Source organism: Dechloromonas aromatica RCB, from assembly GCF_000012425.1.
Genome location: NC_007298.1, coordinates 1475209 through 1493595, shown reverse-complemented (window position 1 = coordinate 1493595; position 18387 = coordinate 1475209). Strand labels below are relative to the sequence as shown.

The following is an 18387-nucleotide window of genomic DNA, read 5'->3' as shown; positions in this document are numbered from 1 at the left end:
GCTCGAACGCTAGGCGATGTTGTTATAGAACAGGTGGTTGCCAATGACCGCTGAGGGAATTTTCCCATCGAGCCATTTCGGGCGATTGCGCAAGGTTCCGGCGACGTAGTGGAGTGCGCCGCCGGTCTCGTCTCGAAGGCCGCCTCGCAGTGCCGTTTCGGCAATTTGAAGCGCCTGCTGGTATTGCCCGTCACTGCTGTTGCGGTGGAGCCTGGTGAGCTTCGCACGGTTCGGGTCATCGCAGTTCCAGCAACTGAATTGTTGCGGATCGAGGCATACTTCGGCAGCCGTATCACAGCCGCGATACTTGCGTTTAAGGCGGTTAATGATCACGTTGGCCACTGCCGCCATGCCGGCCTCGCCTTCTCCACGCGCCTCACCCCACAGGGTTTTTGCGACCATCTGTATTTCATCGTCTGCCAGTATCCCGGCCGGCATATTTAGTACGGCGGAGGCGGGAGGGTGCGCCATGCGCGGCAAACTGCCGGGCGGTGGGCGGTCATCCAGCGTCGCTGGGTCGTCGCGCGTATAGGCCTTGACGCAATACCAGTCCAGCACCGGGGCGATGCGACACATTATGGCGTTGGCGCCCGCCCCTCCTTCCGGGTCTATGGCGCCAACGTGCATGCCAAGCAATTCTTGGCTGGTGCTCCAAACCGGGGCACCGCTATCGCCGCCCTCGGTAGGTTCCACCGTGCTGTAGCCCAGAGCGTCATTGAGGAAACGGGTGGAACCTTCCCCGCCATCCGGCAATCTCACTTCACCGGACCATTTGAGCTTGATGCTGCCTTCGATTTCGTCGTGATAGCGTTTGAGTACGACAGAGCGATCCCTGTCGGTGTTGTCGCTCAGGCCGACCGGAATCCAGTCGGCCGCAATTTCACGCAGGTGCTGCACAGCCACGGGCTCGATTTCGGTGAGTCCGGCATCGATATTGGCAGGCGGCTGAGCACTTCCCGTCGGCACCCATTCACGCAGTCGCCCCGGCAATTCGAGCAGTGTTCCACCTGCGGTGGGTAGGCGGATTTCGATGCCGTCGTCCCATCGTGCGCCGTGAGTGGGAGCGAGCACGTGTCCACAGGTGACCAGATAGTTGCGGTCCGGATTGAGACGGTCGCGAACCAGGCAGGTAGCCGTACCCTGTTCGATCGGTGGCGTGGCGCGCACCATGCGCGGAGCCACTTGTGCCCGTGCGGACTGTCCGGGCATTGGCCGTATGGTCAGGAAAAGACCACCGCCCAGAGCGAGCCGTGCTGGCAGGGCACGTGCAGGTATGCCTGGCCGCAAACCGACACGAAGTTCCGGCCGGTCCGGCGCCATGGCAATCCAGCATATGGCCTGTGGCTCCAGCCAATCCGGCGCAACAATGCGACGCCCCGCGACACGCCCCTCCAGGATGCGGCTCGCCCAGGCGAAACAGGCGTTCTGTAGCTGTCGCCCGTTCATTTCTTAGGGGCGCCCTGCGCGGACGAGGTTGCGGGTGATTCGGGCAGCGGCAAAGTCCCACTAGAGTCGAACAGGGGCGCCACGCAGTTACTTTCCTTGGCAATCTTGCTCGCTTCGTCTGTGCGCGCCTTGTCCTGATCGATCCAGCGGCTGGCATGGGCGATGGCACTGTCGAGCTTTTCCTCCGACTGATTGACGAATTGCTTTAGAGCGCCTGCCGAATCTCGCGTGAGACCGGCCGTGGTTCGCTCGCTCAATTCCCACTCCGGTTGTCCGGCTTGCAGTGTTGCCTTTTTGGTGCTGTCCTTGCTCGTTTCGGAAGTTTTCAAGGTGTTCGCGGCGACGATCTTGTTGAGGGCTTCCGTTACTTTCGTGAAGGCCTCCGCCGGGTCGGTCAAGGACGGCGCATTCGAAATGAGCGCCTGATTCAGCTGGTTGCGAACGCTGCTGGTGCGTGTACGCAGTGTATCGCCAGCACTGAGCAATTCGTTGGATAAGCGGTCAAGCTTGCCGACACGATCGTCCGCGATTCTTAGACGAATGCGTGCATGCTCCGAAAATGCCGTGATATTGCTTGCACCACTCGTGCCCGTACCTCCACCCTCGGGGTAGAAGCTGCGCCGACGCCGGTCAATATCGACCGAAGAGGCTTCCGTACCTTTCCCCGTGGACTTCAGCTTGGGAAGCAATGCCTTGAGCGCCTTCTCATAGTCATTGCGCGCGCCAGACAGTGTTTTCGAGGTTTCTTGCAAGGTTGGCAGACCGAGTCCCGGTGCCCGTATTCGTGTTTCCCACTGGGGCGGTTCGGAATTTTTCGGCAGATCGATTATGTCGCTCTTTGCGTATAGACGTGCACTAGCGAACGTGATTGCGCAGGCAAGCCGCCGCGACGCTTCGAGATATAGTTTGTCGCGAACGGGGATGCCGGAATTCAATACCCCGTACGTGGCCAGCGCGAGCGCACCAGCGTTGCGCATGAGACTGGGCGACGGATCGGCGATCGTGCGCACGCCGATATAGGCTCCGAGAGGCCAAAGGGCTGCGTTGAACAGGTTGCTAAGGTTGGTTTTTTCGCGCGCAAGGTCAACGTATTCATGGCGCTGCAGGTCTGTGTTCCAGATTTCCTCGCCGAGATTACCGAAATACTTGTCGATCTCGTCCTTCGGTTTTCGACATTTGCGCAGGGATGGATTGGGCTTGCTACAGTCTTCGGCCAATTGCGGGAGGTCTATTGGCTTGAAATACAGATCATCCTGGACCGGCGGCAGCGGGCGCACGATGGTACACGCGGTCAGTTGAACGGCGAGCAGCACGACTGCGTAGCGGACAAGACACAACACGAAGGGGTGCATGCAGATATCTTCTTGGCTATTGGGCGCCGTCTAGTGCGAAATATCGCCCTGTTCCGAACTTGGCTAAGTCGTCAGGCGGGACGTTGACATTACTGCTTCAAATAACCGATCAAGGCATATTTCTCCTACCCTGTTGCCATTAAGACTACTCTTTGTCATAGTGCGTATGCATCATCCAGATGGATGATGGCCTATCCGTAATAATCGTGGGGATGATGGATCAACGGCGTTGGGGAACGCGGGGGGACGGACAATTGATCAGCGGATCAGCAAGCTAACGTCCGCGTCGGATGGACACGGAGACGTTCTAGAGGGTTGGGCACAACGTCCTACTTGCCGGGGTATTCGTCCGCGATGTGGCCAAACAGGCGATGAAGAGTCGGTTTGTGCGGACTGTCAGTTCCTGCATGAGCGGCAGCTTGGAACTGCGGAAGACGTGGAATTCTTACGTCATTGCCGCGCTATCCGGGGCTATGTCGATCAAGGTATCAGCGCCCTCTTCTCACCTTATGTCGCGGCAGTTCTGGTTGGAGCAAACGGGCGCGTTCTGGATATTGATGAGCGCTCCGCCGAATACCTGCGTACATCCCGTGTTCTAGGTATACGGCACAACCGGTTATATGCGCAGGAAAAGGACGTCAATGACCACCTGATGCAGGCCATCGACCGGGTTTCGGCTGGCGGCAAGCCGGATACCCTTATCTGTTCAGTTGGCAGGAATTCTGCCGCACGATATGCGATTTTGTTGCAACCGAATCCTCACAACTCTTCGGCCATGCCAAGCGAGACTCACCCGGTTGTTTGTTTTATCTTCCCGCTGGGGCGTCGGCGGGTTGCCAGTGCCCAACAATTGATTTCTCTGTTTGGCCTCTCGCCTGCAGAGGCTCGATTGGCTCGGGCTTTATGCCATGGAGAGACACTGGAGGAGTTCGCGGAAGCACAGAACGTTAAGCTTTCTACCGTCAAGACTCAATTACGGGCCGTTTTCGCCAAGACTCAAACTGATCGGCAAGTTGCACTGGTTAACCTGATAGCAGGTATTCCACCTTTACGGTAATTCCCTCATCGCAATCAGTTTGACATTACCCCCAATTCGTTGGTTTTTCGGCCATTCCGGTCGTTGGGATGTTCAAAGCGAACGTCTGAAATTAGCGTGTCACCGGTCGTTGATGTCGCTCTGGCTTGAATGACAGCAACGCAGCAGCAGTGGAACAACAAGTCAGAGAATCATCTGACAGTACAGGCCCGCAAAATGAGCGAAAAGGTGTCGATCCGATCGAGGGGAAAATCGGTGCTACTGACAGCGGCGGGGGTGACGCTTTGGAACGCTAACAATAGTCAGACACCGAATTTCAAGTATCACAAACCAAATATTCATTTCCCCAATTTAATTGCTGTATTTCCCCGGTATGGAATACAAATTTCCCCGCAATATTCTCCAATGTGATCATCTTCGGGAAAACAAAACATCCCCGATCGCCAATAATTCACTCCACAGCAAACGTTACTTGGAGCTAACAAGATGAACATACCAATGACACTTCATGCTGCCGCCCGTCAGCAACAACGCGGTATTCCGCCGCTCATCATGGAATGGCTAAGCACCTACGGGGCATGCCGTCATGATCACCGCGGGGTGGAAATTCTGTATTTCGACAAGCAAAGCCGGAAAGCGTTGGCCAGGGACGTGGGGGAAGAAATCGTAAGCCGCCTTTCGGCCTTGCTAGACACCTATGCCGTGGTTTCCGACTCCGGATCGGTTATCACCGTCGGACACCGCTTTAAGCGCGTTTGCCACTGAGCAAGGAGAAACACAATGAAAAATATCGAAAAAGTCGCTACTCAGATTGCTGATCGCGTAATCGCTGGTATCAAGCCAGAAAACGAATTTCAGCGGCGGATACTGGAGTCCGATCAAGCGAGAGAAACAGAAGGCAAGGACGCGTTGAGCGCACTGCGTCGTTTGGGGGGGAAGAAGCTTCACTTGGGCGAGGAAGCCATCCTGGCTAGGCGCCTTTACAACGAAATCCGGGTTTTAAAGCATCACCTGCGCGCAAAAAAAAGCAGTCTCGGAAGATTTTGCATTGACGCCGGAATATCCGATGCCAGCCAATCGTCAAAGGAGCTGCACCGCCTAATTCTGGCTCCTGGCAAGAACCCGAATGAAGTCCGCCTGCGCCGGACCGCCGACAAGTACCACCGGTTAATCGTGGCGATTAGCAAGACCACCAAGGAAAGCTCTAGCACGCTGGCCGACCGGGTACTGCGTGGCACCAGCCTACACCCGGAAAAAAACGTGGGGAATCTGAGTGAAACCGAAATGGTGCAAACCGCATTGCAAGGAATAGTCGACCGGATCGACGGCGAATTCGGCATATTTGCCAAGTACATGGATATCTCGGAGTTGAAAGCCAGACACATTGCGAGTGGCGGCAAAGAAAACTGGCCGAAATGGAATCTGGAACCAGACCGGTACGAATATGAACAGGAACTCTCAGACGCGATGCATCCAGATTTTGCTTTTTGGCAAAGAGAGCACTTTCTCGTTGCCCCGGAAGAGCTTGCCAAGGGGACGGAAGGGATTGATGCGTCAATTATTTCGCCAGCAGAGAAACTAATGTTTGTAACAACCAGGTTTCCTTCACTTCATTCGCCTGTGGTTGTTAACTCCGGTGCAAGGCAGGACGACTCCTTTTTTTATGTACCGCATACTCCACTCGGCATAAGCAACTGTTTCGATCTTTTCGTCAGTCGACGTGACAATCCGGTCGGGTATGAAAAAGCTGTGCAGAAAATCATCGAACATTGGCGAAAGATCAACGACTCAACAAATGTGTCTTCGTTAGGCCGAAGCCGTGCTGTCACCGATCAATGGGATGAAGAACTCAACAAACCTTTTGGGCAATCCCTCAACGATATGGATTCGTGTATCTCGGCAGATTACGCCTGGATTGTGATTTACCCGATGCCTGACAACTCTAGATTGATGCCCATGTTTTACATGCACGGGGAGGAAGGTGGTGCGTATCTGGTACCCCTGGATGCTCGCAACCTCGACCTCTTTCGGGATGCCATCTGGCTAGACGAAACCCGCCACATGAGCGTTTTCGATCGCATCAAGGAATTGCTCGGCTATCTACCGGGGACACCCAAGAGCATCGAGGACGGACTGCGCCGGACGGCACCTTGGTTTGATTACAACCCTTTTTACAAGATGCGAGACGAAAAGAAGGAAGACCTCCGTCTACTCGGCAATTTCTGTCAACAGTACTGGGGAAACAGTACCCAGGAACCCTCGCATCAAGGAGACTCAAAATGAGCGCACCGAAAACCTTTTGGCGTCTACACATCGAAAGCGATGCAGCCTACCGCACCATGATAGAGACCTCGACGGCGATCCCGCCGGATAAAGAATTCATGCTCAAAGCGACGCGCGGGCACGGCATCTGTCTGGCGTCCTACGATCACGGAACGGGTACCGGACTGGTCCGCGCGATGGGCATCGTCACCGGTTCCGAGGGGGATCGTCTACGCGTGACTTGGCGGGAAACCTCGGTAGTGCTTAAGCCAAATGGGTCGGGACAACAGTTTTGGATGAGTCGGCCTTATTTCGCCTTCGCCAAGACTGTTGTCGAACGATACCGTTTGGCTGAACAGTTCGCGGCCCTGTTCCATGCATCGCCAATTCCGCCCAAGACGACCGGAGCTTCAATGCCGGGAGATATCTGTCGCGATACCGAATCGGGAGGGTACGTTTATCTGATCAAATCCGAATATGGCTACAAGATTGGCAAGACCAAGAACATGAAGCAACGCACGCAGTTGTTTGGTGTAAAGCTCCCTTTTCAGATCGAGATTGCCGGTTATGGGTGGTTCGATGATTATTCGGCGGCCGAAATCGAATACCACCGACGCTATGCCCACAAGCGACTGAATGGGGAGTGGTTCAATTTGAGCGAAAGCGATGTGCTGGCCATTTCTCGGGAAATGCAATCATGATCAAAACACATAAAAAAACTGCCGAACCACGCAAATCGGTTTCGCTCGATACAATTTTGGTCATCTGCGGCTACTGGATAGAGAAGCAGCCGTTAAACCCGTGAAAAATCTAAACGACAGTTAACAGGGCCATTACTGCCTGACACCGCTCGTCAGTTCAACGGCTGGATTGGCCGAGAAGCGGAAGTCGGCGCCACTCCCCTGCCCCTCGTCGTTTGACATTACCCCCCGTAGGTCAGGAATTCGGTGCGGATTCAACCGATGGATGCAACGGTTTGGTAAAAGCGTTGTTCCGGTGTTTCGAGGATAGGTTCGTTCGTTGAAATCAGTTATCTCTAAAACAGGAATCAAGTCACCCCGCTGTCGGGGTGGCCGGTGCTCAGCCACTGATTAAGCAGCGCGCTGGCCGAACACCGGACGTTCTTCTCACTAGCGATCAGACGCCATATTGGGTGACTGCCTTGCGCATGCGCCCGACCACGGCATTCAGATAATCCACCGTCGCACTGGTCTGGTTGACCACGGCCACATTCTGTTCGGTCATGCTGGCGACGCGTTCAACGTTTTGCGCCAGTTCGGTCATCGCCACTTTTTGCTCGGTCGCCGCGTGTGAAATTTCACCGACCATTTCCGTGGTCCTGGTCATTTCAACGTTGATCTGACGCAGCGACTCCTCGGTCGCATTGACCAGTTGAACCCCCTCGGCGACCTGCTGCGCTCCGGAGCGCATGCCGTCCACCGCAATCTGCGTTTCGCTTTGAATGCTTTGGGTCATGCTACCGATTTCCTGGGTCGCCTTGGCGGTACGTTCTGCCAGTTTGCGCACTTCATCGGCGACGACGGCAAAGCCACGGCCCTGTTCGCCGGCGCGTGCGGCCTCGATCGCAGCATTGAGGGCGAGCAGATTGGTCTGATCGGCAATTTCCTTGATGACCGCGGTAACGCGCGTGATTTCCTCCGAACGCTGCCCGAGGATTTCGACTTGTTCAGCCGAGCGGCGAACAGTGTCGGCCAGCGACTCGATCTTCCGGCAGGCATCTTGCGTGACCACTGCGCCATGGCGCGAGATTTCCCCGGTCTGGGTGGCCGTCTCCACGGTCGACTGCGCGTGGGCAACCACTTCGCCGATCGAGACGGTGACCTGCTCGATGGAGGCAGCCGCCGACGAGGTGGCCTCGCTTTGTGTTTCCGCAGAGGTTTGCGAACTTTTCATGCCGGCATTGACTTCCGTCGCCGCAAAAGAAACCTGGTGCGCGACATCGGCGATCCCCTGGATGGTCGCCTGGATCGACGACGCGAATTTGTCAGCCTTGCGGGCAATGCTGCCGATCACATCGCGGCGATCCAACTCGAGTCGGTACGTCAGGTCGCCACTCGATAAGACCTTCTCCAGCCAATCGGAGGTGATATTGAGATCACGGCTGGTTAGCGGGACGTAAAGGACAAGGTAGTAAAGGGTGTAGAGCACGGTGACGGCCGCCACCGACAGCGCCACGGTGTCAGGCAGCGCGGGACCGCCGAGGTGGCGACTGACCATCTCGATGGCGGGCAGCAGCGCAGCCAAGCCGGCCAGGGTCATTTGCGAACGCAGCGAAAGCAGTTGCGAGACCCATGCCGGGCGGCGCTTGACCACCCGCCCCTGCTCGATGGCAATGGATTTGTCGCCTTCACGGATGCGCTTGTAGGCCACTTCTGCCCCGGCAATTTCCTCACGGCTTGGCCGGACGCGGACCGACTGGTAGCCGACCACTTGCCCATGCTCGCGCACCGGCGAGGCGTTGGCGACGACCCAGTAGAATCCGCCGTCCTTGCGCCGGTTCTTGACCACGCCGCGCCATGGGCGGCCGGCCTTGAGGTCTCGCCACATATCGGCAAAGGCCTCTGCGGGCATGTCCGGATGGCGCACCATGTTATGGGGCTGGCCGATCATTTCCTCACGGCTGAAATTGCTGATCTTGGCGAACGCCTCGTTGGCCTCGACGAGGTTGCCTTGAAGATCGGTACTCGAATAGATGAACTCGCCTTCCGGTAGATGCGTTTCAACGTTGGTGACAGGAAGGTTAGTTTTCATTAGTGATGATGCTCTCAGACTTCAGTTGGGACATGAGTGAAACGAATGCCTTGCATCCGCAGGTTTTGGGATCCGTCCGCTCGGGACAGCTGCTACAAATGGCCGTTAACGTGAAGGATTCGAAATCCTCGATCGGTAGCGGCCGGCTGAAGTAATAGCCTTGATAGGTATGGCAACCGGAACTGGCCAGAAAGTCGCGCTGCGCTTCGGTTTCAACGCCTTCGGCGATCACCCCCAGCCCCAGGCTGTTGGCCAGCGCGACGATGGTTCGGGCAATCGAGGCATCGTTGCTATCGGTGAGTACGTCGCGAACAAAGGACTGGTCAATCTTCAAGTGGTCCAGTGGCAGGCGCTTCAGATAAGACAGCGAGGAATAGCCAGTGCCGAAGTCGTCGAGAGAAAAGCCCACACCGCGGTGCTTGAGTGCAGCCATCTTGTCAATAATGTCTTCGACGTTCTCGACGAGCAGGCTTTCCGTCAGCTCCAGCTTGAGGCGCTGGGGATTGGCACCGGTCTTTTCGAGAACCCCAAGCACCTGATCCACGAAGTCGTTCTGGCGAAACTGATGGGCACTGACATTCACCGCCAGGGTCAGATGGGCCACTTCCGGTCGCCCCGCCCATTGCGCCAACTGGGTACAAGCCGTTTCCAGCACCCAGTGGCCCAGGGGCAGAATCAAGCCGGTTTCCTCGGCCAGCGGAATGAACTCGGCCGGCGAAACCATGCCGCGCTGGGGGTGCTGCCAGCGCAGCAGCACTTCAGCACCGGTCAGGCGCTCGCCGACCATCTGGGCCTGGTAGTGGAGCAGGAACTGTTTCTCTGCCAGGGCGCGCAGCAGGTCATCCTCCATCTCGGCCCGTACCTTGACCGCGATTTCCATCGAAGGGTCGAAGAAACGAACCGCATTGCGGCCTGCAGCCTTGGCCTTGTACATGCTGAGGTCGGCCTGTTTCATCAGGTCATCGATCGGAATCAGCGGCCCCTTGAACAAGGTGGCACCGATGCTGGCGCTGCTGTGGTGGGTCACATGGCCGAGTTGGTAGGTCTGGTTGAGCGTGGCGAGAATCTTCTCGGCCACGGTTTCGGTATCCTGGGCCGCCTCTTTGTCGTTGGTGTTCAAGTTGGCGAGGACCACCACGAATTCATCACCGCCCAGTCGGGCGACCGTGTCGCCATCGCGCACACAGTGCGTCAGGCGCAGAGCCACTTGCTTGAGCAGCTGGTCGCCCACATCGTGGCCGAGCGTGTCATTGAGCGTTTTGAAGTTGTCGAGGTCGATGAACAACAAGGCACCGTGACTATCACTACGGCCACTGCTTAGTATCGTTTGCTTCAAACGATCCAGTAACAGCGTCCGGTTGGGCAGGCCGGTCAGTTGATCGAAGAAGGCCAGGGCGTTGATTCGTTCTTCGGCCTTCTTGCGCTCTGTGATGTCGTTATGGGTGCCGATGTAATGGCTGACCCTGCCATTGGTACCAACGACCGCCGAGATGGACAACCATTTGGGATACACTTCACCGTTCTTGCGCCGCCCCCAGATTTCACCTTGCCATGCCCCCGTGCGGTGGATGGTTTCCCACATTTCACGATAGAAATCTGCACCGTGACGACCCGACTGGAGCAGGCGCGGGGTCTGGCCGACAGCCTCCTCCGCCGAGTAACCCGTGGTCTCGATGAAGGCCCGGTTAACGCGCTGGATCACCCGGTTCGCATCGGTGATGATCATGCAGGTTTGGGATTCGAAAGCGGCTGCGGCAATGCGCAGTTGTTCTTCGGATTGTTTTCGGTCAGTGATGTCGGTATAGATGGAGAGAAAACCGCCGCTAGCGAGCGGCACACCGCGAATCGACAGTGAGGTTCCGTCGGGGCGTACCCGCTCGATTTTGTGGGGAACAAATTTTTTGGTTCTCGCGATGATCGCGGCGACCTGTTGTTCGGGGTCGCCGGGGCCATATTCGCCACGCGCGGCGTTGTAACGTATCAACGTCTCAAAATCCGGCTCAGGCTGCTCGAATAGCACATCCGGCAGGTCCAGCAAGGCCTTGAACTGGTCGTTGAACGCCACCAGGCGCAAGTCCGCGTCAAACAGCGTAATGCCGCCGGGGAAGCTCTGGAAGATGGTGGAGAGCACGCCGTTCTGCCGCCGCAGCTCTTCTTCTTTCCTCTTGCGCTCACTGATGTCACGCAAGGCGCTGGCGAAAAACATGCCCTCGTCCGTCTCAATCCGGCTCAGGCTGACATCAACATCACATTCGCTGCCGTCCTTTCGCCGCGCCTTGACGGCCATGCCGTTGCCCATCCGGCGAGCCCGGGGTGAAGCGGTGAACTCACTGCGTAATACCGGATGGCTGGCCTTGAAACGGTTCGGCACCAGATCTTCGATCGACTTGCCGACCAGTTCCGCCGCCACATAGCCAAGCAATTTCTCGACCTGCTGGTTGGCCATGGTAATGGTGCCGTGGGCATCGCTGATCAGCAAGGCGTCCGGCGTGGCATCAAAAAAGGAATGCAGACGCGCTTCGCTGGTACGAAGAGCCTGTTCTAGTCTGATAACCAGTCGTCGATACCGCTGATACACATATAGGCAACCTGCCAGCGCAATAAAGAAACCTACCGAGCTCCAGAGTACTAAGCTCACAAAGAACCCTCAGATTGTTTAAGGAAACCGAGCACCATGCGGTTGAATTTGTCCGCATGCTCCCACTGCGCCCAGTGGCCGCAGCGGTTGAAGATATGCAGTTCGGCGTTGGGCATGCCCCAGATCAGGCGCAGACCAGCATCCATCGGCACGAAGCGGTCGTCGCGGCCCCAGATGACCAGCGCCGGCGCAGTGACCTCGCCGAGACGCGGACCGTAGTCGGTGAACTGTTTCGGGTTGATGGCCAGGCTCTTGACGAAGTTCTCGAGGTGATCGCGACGGGACATCATGTTGTCGAGGCGCGCCTGATACAACTCTTCGGTCAGGCTGCTGCTGTCGAAAACGAAGACCGCCATCATCTTCTTCAGGTTCTCGATGGTCGGCTCGCGGTAGAGGCCCTGCAGCAGCTTGATACCTTCGGTCGGCATCGGCACGAACTGGCTTGGGCCGCCCGTACCGCCCCCCATCAGGATCAGCTTGCCGACTCGGCTCGGGTTGGCCAGCGCGAAGGCGACGGCGCTATGGCCACCCATCGAGTTGCCGATGATATGCACCTTGTCGAGGCCGATGGCATCGAGCAAGCCCTTCAGCGCGCTGGCATTGAGCTCGGAGCGAGAGCCGGAGCAAACGATGGGATCGCTCTTGCTCCAGCCCGGGCAATCCATCAGCACCACACGGTAGCCGGCAGCGACCAGCGGCTCGACGTTGCGGTTGAAGTTGGCCCAGCCGCTGGCGCCGGGACCGGAGCCGTGCAGCATGACGACCGTTTCGGCACCGCTGCCGCAGTCGTTGTAATGCAACTTGAGACGTAAATCGCCTTCCTGAATTTCTGCAAATCGGGATGTGGACAAGTCGGATAGGCTGACCGGATTATCGACGTCGTTCATCGGCATGGAGTATCCAATTTCTTTTAAGAATTTAAGGATGGGTGAGTCGATAGATCAAGCAATCTCTGGGTGCCACCTATGCCAGTCAGTCGCCGACTGAAAAGCCAACCCCGCCCGGCACAACACAGCTTCGTCACCATGCCGTGCAATGAACTGGAAAGCCAACGGCAACCCCTGCTCAGTAAATCCGCAAGGTAGCGTAATTGCAGGATGTCCGCTGGAGTTGATCGGTGCAGTGAACTGAATCAGGCGACTATTGGCCTCTGGGTCGTCTGCCAGGGCACCCAGTTGTTCATAGGTCGGCGCCGCATAGGGCTGGACCGGTAAGATCAACAAGTCGACGCTCTGCATCAATTTATTTAAGCGGCCTGTGAATTCAGCGCGATTAAGCAGCACACGTTGATAATCCATAGCATCCGTCGCCCGACCAAGTTCGATCAACCGAGACAATGCCGGACCATACTCAGCCGTAAATTTGGGGAATGTATTGGCGTGCGCAACCGCAACTTCCACGCCGCAATTAGTTTCCCACTCATCGACCACGGCCCTTGCATCCGGGAAAGCGACATCAATGAACCGGGCGCCCAAGCCAGCAATAACATTGATCGCCCGATCAATCGCCTGAGTTATTACCGGCTCAGTGCCCAAGGCATTCCAGGCGCGATCAATACCGACCCTGAGCCCACGCAAATCCTGTGCTTCATGTGGCAGGGTCAGACCTTCATCCGGCAATGAAGTCGGATCCAGCGGATCATGACCGGCCATCACGCCCAGCAGCAAAGCCGCATCAGCCGCTGAGCGGGCCATCGAACCGACATGATCCATGCTGGCCGCCAATTCGAATACCCCGTACCTGCTCACTCTTCCCCAAGTCGGCTTGATACCCGTAAGTCCGTTCGCTGCCGAAGGGAAGCGAATCGATCCTCCTGTATCCGTACCGATTGCCGCGTAGCATAGCCCTGCTGCAGTAGCCACACCGGACCCACTTGAAGAAGCCCCCGACCAGTGCGCCTCGCCCCACGGATTCAAAGGAACTGGTATGGTCGGATGGTGGGTGGCGAAGGCACCTTCGGTCAACTGCAGCTTACCCAGGATGATGGCACCGGCAGCTCGCAAACGTTTGACGACGGTTGCATCCTCTCCCGGAACAAAACCCCGGTGAACAGTAGTCCCAGCTGCGGTCGGATAGTTGGCGACCCAGCACAAATCCTTGACCCCGATTGGCACTCCACATAGAGGGCCAACATCCTCACCTGCCATGATGCTGCGCTCGGCTTCCCGAGCCTGAGCCATGGCATATTCAGGAAGCACCGTCGCATAGGCATGCAACTTGGGGTCAAGCGCCTCGATACGAGCCAAGGTAGCTGCTGTTACTTCGACTGGAGATAGCTCGCGTTTACGCATACATCGTGCAAGCTCTGTCATTTCCAAATAGTGCAATTCAGATACTGACATTCGATACCGCCCTCTCTGTAGCCATCTCTGTTGAGTACCCCCTTTGACAACCGATCACCAGGGAATAGGCAAGCAGAGCGCCTTTCCTACGCTTAGGTTTCGAGATAACTGAGTTGCCAACCTTCGCTTTGAGCGTCTGTTCAGTTCGAAGGAGTAAATTGCTCGGCAAAAATATTTTCGTGACGTACGCCCAGCGCCTCAAGGCGGCGATATGCAGCCTCTATCATTGGCTGCGGTCCGCAGATATAGGCGACCGTATCGGGGTCCTTGACGTCATCGTCACGCAAGGCATCGACCGGATTTCCTTGCAGCAGGCTGCCCGCAGCCTCGCGGTCGACAGAAATCCGATTGGTTAGACTGGGTAGCCAATGCTTTCTCAACTCGATATCGTCGAGACAGAACAGCGAATCCGGTGTAGCACACCCGAAGCTTAAGAGAATTGGGGGCTTCTTTCCGGACGTCTTCTGAATGGAGTCGATCATCGACATCACTGGAGCAAGCCCTGTGCCACCTGCAATCATGATGTGAGGTGCCTTGACCTTTTCACGCAGGAAGAAACTGCCGAATGGGCCCTCCAGTTCTAGAACTGCATCACGGGCTGCTTCGCTCCGCAAATAGTTCGACATGGCGCCGTCCGGCAACAACCGGATTAGCAGAACAATCTTGGGCAAATCGGCCGATGTGCTGGCAGGCGAGTAGCTGCGCATCACACTCAGCCCCGGCACCTTGACTTGAACGAACTGACCGGGCCTGAAATCGAGCCACTCGCCTTCAGCCAACTCCAGCGTCAAGCGCACGACGTTATGCGCCAGCTTCTCGACATCGTCAATGAAGGCCCGAACTTTGGTCGCTTGCTGCAAGCTGGCGTTGCTATCGTAGTTCAGCGCAAAGGTACAATCGCTCTCCGGCTCGGCAAGACACAGCAAACGCTGCCCTGCTTCGAACTCACTGCGCAATAGCGTCGAACTAGATCCAGAACGCATCTTCGCATTGCCCTCAGTCAGCGTCGCCATGCAACACGAACAACTTCCGGATCGACACTGATGTATCAACTGAAGGTCAGCCGCCAGTGCTGCATCCAAAACGCTCTCGCCATCCTTGACAGCAACCGATTTACATATGCCGTCGCTAAACTGTAGCGTGACATTTTTTATATTTGACATGTTTCCCTCCGCAGGAGCGCGGCTCATGCGAGCGATACCTGAGGAAGGCACCGCTCGCATAGCCTATCCAATCAGGCGTACTTAGCCTTTGAACGTGTTGATATCCTCGATCTTGTCGACGAAATAGGATGGTTCCTTACCTTGCGCCAACTTTTTGAAGCGGATGCTGCTCGCCTTGATCGAACCATCAACGCCGCGCCCCGGCTTGGCAATACCACGATTCCAACGCGAGGCCAGCTTTCGCCAGGTAATCGGCGAAACATCGGTGGACACCAGCTGTTCTTCATCCCAGCCCGTTCCATCTCCGTAAAAGTCCTGCATGGCTTCACGGGCATGCAAATCGCAATCGTTAAAGCCGTGCAAGCAAAGAGGCTTGAACAGATGCTCAAATCGATAATCAAAGGCCTTCCGGTCCTTATCGGTATCGCACACTTTGACTATCACTTCCCAATATTCATAGGTGTCGTCGGTGATTGGCACATAGAACTCGTACTGAACGAAATGTTCTTCTGGCCAGTTTTCAACCATCAGGACACCAGGCAGGAAGACTGAGGTGCGGTAGAAGCGCCCGTTGATGTTCTCGACTTTCATGTCGAGACGCTTGTTTTCGAGAATGGGCTTCCACTTGTCGGTAAACATCCACTGCATCATGCCCTTGGGGCCGTCATCGTTTTCGACCAACTCAATACAATCGTCGGAGGTCGGAATGATCCCTAGTGGCAGAACCCAATCCTTGGCGTGGACGATCGCGTTGTCCTTATGTACCAGGATATGCGCGTTGTCGAAGCCGTTTTCGCAGGCAATCCGCCAATTTGCAAAACCTGTCCGGTGCATGCCGTGCACAACTGCATTCTTGTCGAGAATGCTCGGGGTATCAGGCCACAGCGGGTGCGGGAAGCGTTCGTTATTTTCCGGGAAACGAATCGGCAGGTCGTGGGCCAGCGGCGGGACGTCTGCTTCCGGATAATCATCTTCGCGAACAAAGACGAAGATCATGCCGGCAACCTCTTCGACCGGGTAAGTCGTGATCCCCGTAGTACCGATGAGTTGATCATCCGGATTGGCAACGATGGTCGACAACTTGCCATCATCAAGATTGAAGGTAAAACCATGGTACCAGCAGGTGATGGTGTCCTCGGTCAGGCACATCGGCTTGGCCGACAGGCGAACACCACGATGCAGACATTGATCCTTCAGCGCATAGACCTTGCCGCCTGAGCGGCGCAGAACAATTGGAATCCCGCAAATCTGGATGCCTTCAACAGTGTCCTCCGGCAACTCTTTACTAAAAAGCGCGGGATACCAATGGTTGATAAAGCCCCAGGCTGCGTCTTTGTAAGGCTGGTATTGGCTTTGTAGTTTTGCGTCATTGACCCGATTCGGACCCTTCTGGCCGGAAGCGGAAGTACGACGGCGAACAATGGAATCGTCACTCATTTTTGTCTCCTAAATTCATTTGATGTTGTACGAGATTGCAGGGATTTGGCGACTAAACGCCCGCAGTTAAATTTAACATAGTTCAATTGATTATCAATTGATTTTCAATTTATTAAACAAAATTTTTTTACCAACTACAGGACAATCAGGCTGCAACCATGCCACCATCGACTGACAGGCAGGTTCCTGTGACATAGCGCGACTCATCCGACAAAAGCCACAGAGCCGCTGCAGCGACTTCCTCTGTGGTACCAATTCGCCGCATAGGAACCCCCCCCTCGTACATGTGATCATCCCCGCCGGTCACCCGGTCCAGACTGGGTGTCTTTATTGGCCCCGGACACAGGGCGTTGACCCTGATTCGGCGATCCGCATAGTCCAAAGCAGCGGCTCTTGTGAGACCAACGATTCCATGTTTGCTGGCGACGTAATAAGCTAGTTTTGGCATGGCCTTGAGGCCGAATATCGAACTGGTATTTACGATTGAACCTCGACCATTCCTTAAAAACGAGGCGATTTCGTACTTCATCAGATAGCACGTACCCTTGAGGTTGATATCGATAACTTCCGAAAAGTCCTCATCGGGAGTTTCATGAACCTCCGTGAAATCACGCTGCGTTCCGGCATTGTTGAAAGCCCCGTGAAGTTCGCCGAACTCCCTGACCGCAAGATCAACCAGCGCCTTGCAATCCTCGGCATTGGCAACATTGGTCTGGCGGAAAAGCGCGTGTCCACCATTCAGTGCTATCTGATGAGCAACATCCTCACCCTGTGCAATGTTGCGGTTTCCAATCACCACTCGCGCACCAGCAGCGCCCAAGGCAAGGCAAACGGCGTGTCCGATACCGCTACCACCGCCTGATACGACAAATACCTGATCTAAGAAATCGTATTTCAATTGTTCACACACCCCGTTCGCGTGCCATCGTGATGGCGGTATCTTCAATCATGTCTTCCTGCCCGCCGACCATGCCGCGCCGGCCCAGCTCGACCAGAATGTCGCGCGCTGGTACGCCGTACTTGGCGGAGGCGCGCTTGGCAAACAACAGGAAGGAGCCATAGACGCCGGCATAACCGAGCGTCAGCGCATCGCGGTCAATGCGGATCGGGAAGTCCATCATCGGCACGACCAGGTCTTCGGCGACGTCGGTGATCTTGGCGACATCGACGCCGGTCTCGATGCCCATCAGGCTGCACACGGCAATCAGCACTTCCATCGGCGTGTTGCCGGCCCCGGCACCGAGGCCAGCCGCAGCGGCGTCGATCCGGTTGGCCCCGACTTCGATGGCGGCGATCGAGTTGGCGACGCCCATGGCCAGGTTGTGGTGGCCGTGGAAGCCAAGTTCGGTTTCCGGCTTCAGCGCGGCGCGCACTGCACTGAGTCTTTCCTTGACGCCTTCCGGCAGCAGGTGGCCGGCCGAGTCGGTCACATAGATGCAGTTGGCACCGTAGGACTCCATCAGTTTGGCTTGCTTGACCAGGCCTTCGGCACTGTTCATATGGGCCATCATCAGGAAACCGACGGTGTCCATCTCCAGCTTGCGGGCCATGGTGATGTGCTGTTCGGAGACATCCGCTTCCGTACAGTGGGTGGCGACACGAATAGTGTGCACGCCGAGGTCACGTGCCATCTTCAGGTGATCGACAGTGCCGATACCGGGCAGCAGCAGGGCGGAGACCTTGGCGTTCTTCATCTTCGGGATGACGGCGCCGAGATACTCTTCATCGGTATGGGCCGGGAAGCCGTAGTTGACCGAGGAACCACCCAGGCCATCGCCGTGGGTGACTTCGATCAGCGGCACGCCGGCGGCGTCGAGGCCGGTGGCGATGGCGGTCATCTGGTCGAGAGTCATCAGGTGACGCTTGGGATGCATGCCATCGCGCAGGGTCATGTCATGGACGGTGACTTTTTTGCCTTTGAGGGTCATTTGTCTTTTCT

Annotated in this window: 14 protein-coding genes; 4 read left to right on the top strand and 10 right to left on the bottom strand. The window is 56.4% G+C overall.

Going from position 1 to position 18387, the window contains the following annotated elements; genetic code table 11:
* Nucleotides 1–9: 9 nt before the first annotated feature.
* Together DARO_RS23025 and DARO_RS07105 are read right to left on the bottom strand one after the other, a co-directional pair.
* On the bottom strand, nucleotides 10–1446 hold the full coding sequence (locus DARO_RS23025; protein ID WP_011287127.1) for a cell wall hydrolase: 1437 nt from the start codon (nucleotides 1444–1446) through the stop codon (nucleotides 10–12).
* Complete coding sequence (locus tag DARO_RS07105; RefSeq protein ID WP_011287126.1) at nucleotides 1443–2798, bottom strand: hypothetical protein; 1356 nt, start codon at nucleotides 2796–2798, stop codon at nucleotides 1443–1445. Before DARO_RS07105 ends, DARO_RS23025 begins: the two co-directional genes overlap by 4 nt.
* Nucleotides 2799–3234: 436 nt before the next feature.
* Here DARO_RS07105 and DARO_RS07100 point away from each other — a divergent pair, with 436 nt between their 5' ends.
* The 4 genes from DARO_RS07100 (at nucleotide 3235) to DARO_RS07085 (ending at nucleotide 6797) form a co-directional block, all read left to right on the top strand.
* Nucleotides 3235–3855, top strand: a complete 621-nt coding sequence (locus DARO_RS07100; RefSeq protein WP_041224265.1) for a helix-turn-helix transcriptional regulator — start codon at nucleotides 3235–3237, stop codon at nucleotides 3853–3855.
* Nucleotides 3856–4320: 465 nt separating this feature from the next.
* Nucleotides 4321–4599 carry a hypothetical protein gene (locus tag DARO_RS07095; RefSeq protein WP_011287124.1) on the top strand — a complete coding sequence of 93 codons (279 nt, stop codon included), beginning with the start codon at nucleotides 4321–4323 and terminating at the stop codon, nucleotides 4597–4599.
* 15 nt (nucleotides 4600–4614) lie between these two features.
* Entirely contained in the window at nucleotides 4615–6117 is a 1503-nt protein-coding gene (locus DARO_RS07090; RefSeq protein WP_011287123.1) for a hypothetical protein, read from the top strand.
* Nucleotides 6114–6797 carry a GIY-YIG nuclease family protein gene (locus tag DARO_RS07085; RefSeq protein ID WP_011287122.1) on the top strand — a complete coding sequence of 228 codons (684 nt, stop codon included), beginning with the start codon at nucleotides 6114–6116 and terminating at the stop codon, nucleotides 6795–6797. Before DARO_RS07090 ends, DARO_RS07085 begins: the two co-directional genes overlap by 4 nt.
* A 436-nt stretch (nucleotides 6798–7233) precedes the next feature.
* Here the strand turns inward: DARO_RS07085 and DARO_RS07080 are convergent, their stop codons facing one another.
* The 8 genes from DARO_RS07080 to dmpG form a co-directional block, all read right to left on the bottom strand.
* Nucleotides 7234–8868: a methyl-accepting chemotaxis protein gene (locus DARO_RS07080; RefSeq protein ID WP_011287121.1), complete on the bottom strand. Its 1635-nt coding sequence runs from the start codon at nucleotides 8866–8868 to the stop codon at nucleotides 7234–7236.
* Nucleotides 8858–11446 (bottom strand): EAL domain-containing protein, encoded by a 2589-nt coding sequence (locus DARO_RS07075; RefSeq protein ID WP_011287120.1) that lies wholly within the window; start codon nucleotides 11444–11446, stop codon nucleotides 8858–8860. The genes DARO_RS07080 and DARO_RS07075 overlap by 11 nt, the downstream gene beginning before the upstream one ends.
* A gap of 56 nt (nucleotides 11447–11502) precedes the next feature.
* Entirely contained in the window at nucleotides 11503–12399 is an 897-nt protein-coding gene (locus DARO_RS07070) for an alpha/beta fold hydrolase (protein ID WP_011287119.1), read from the bottom strand.
* 48 nt (nucleotides 12400–12447) lie between these two features.
* Nucleotides 12448–13848, bottom strand: coding sequence for an amidase (locus DARO_RS07065; RefSeq protein WP_011287118.1), 1401 nt, complete (start codon nucleotides 13846–13848; stop codon nucleotides 12448–12450).
* A gap of 140 nt (nucleotides 13849–13988) precedes the next feature.
* Nucleotides 13989–15011 (bottom strand): ring-hydroxylating dioxygenase ferredoxin reductase family protein, encoded by a 1023-nt coding sequence (locus tag DARO_RS07060; protein WP_041224264.1) that lies wholly within the window; start codon nucleotides 15009–15011, stop codon nucleotides 13989–13991.
* Between the two features lie 81 nt (nucleotides 15012–15092).
* Nucleotides 15093–16448, bottom strand: coding sequence for an aromatic ring-hydroxylating dioxygenase subunit alpha (locus DARO_RS07055; RefSeq protein ID WP_011287116.1), 1356 nt, complete (start codon nucleotides 16446–16448; stop codon nucleotides 15093–15095).
* Nucleotides 16449–16593: 145 nt separating this feature from the next.
* Nucleotides 16594–17346, bottom strand: a complete 753-nt coding sequence (locus DARO_RS07050) for an SDR family oxidoreductase (protein WP_011287115.1) — start codon at nucleotides 17344–17346, stop codon at nucleotides 16594–16596.
* 4 nt (nucleotides 17347–17350) lie between these two features.
* On the bottom strand, nucleotides 17351–18376 hold the full coding sequence (dmpG, locus tag DARO_RS07045) for a 4-hydroxy-2-oxovalerate aldolase (protein ID WP_011287114.1): 1026 nt from the start codon (nucleotides 18374–18376) through the stop codon (nucleotides 17351–17353).
* Nucleotides 18377–18387 lie beyond the last annotated feature (11 nt).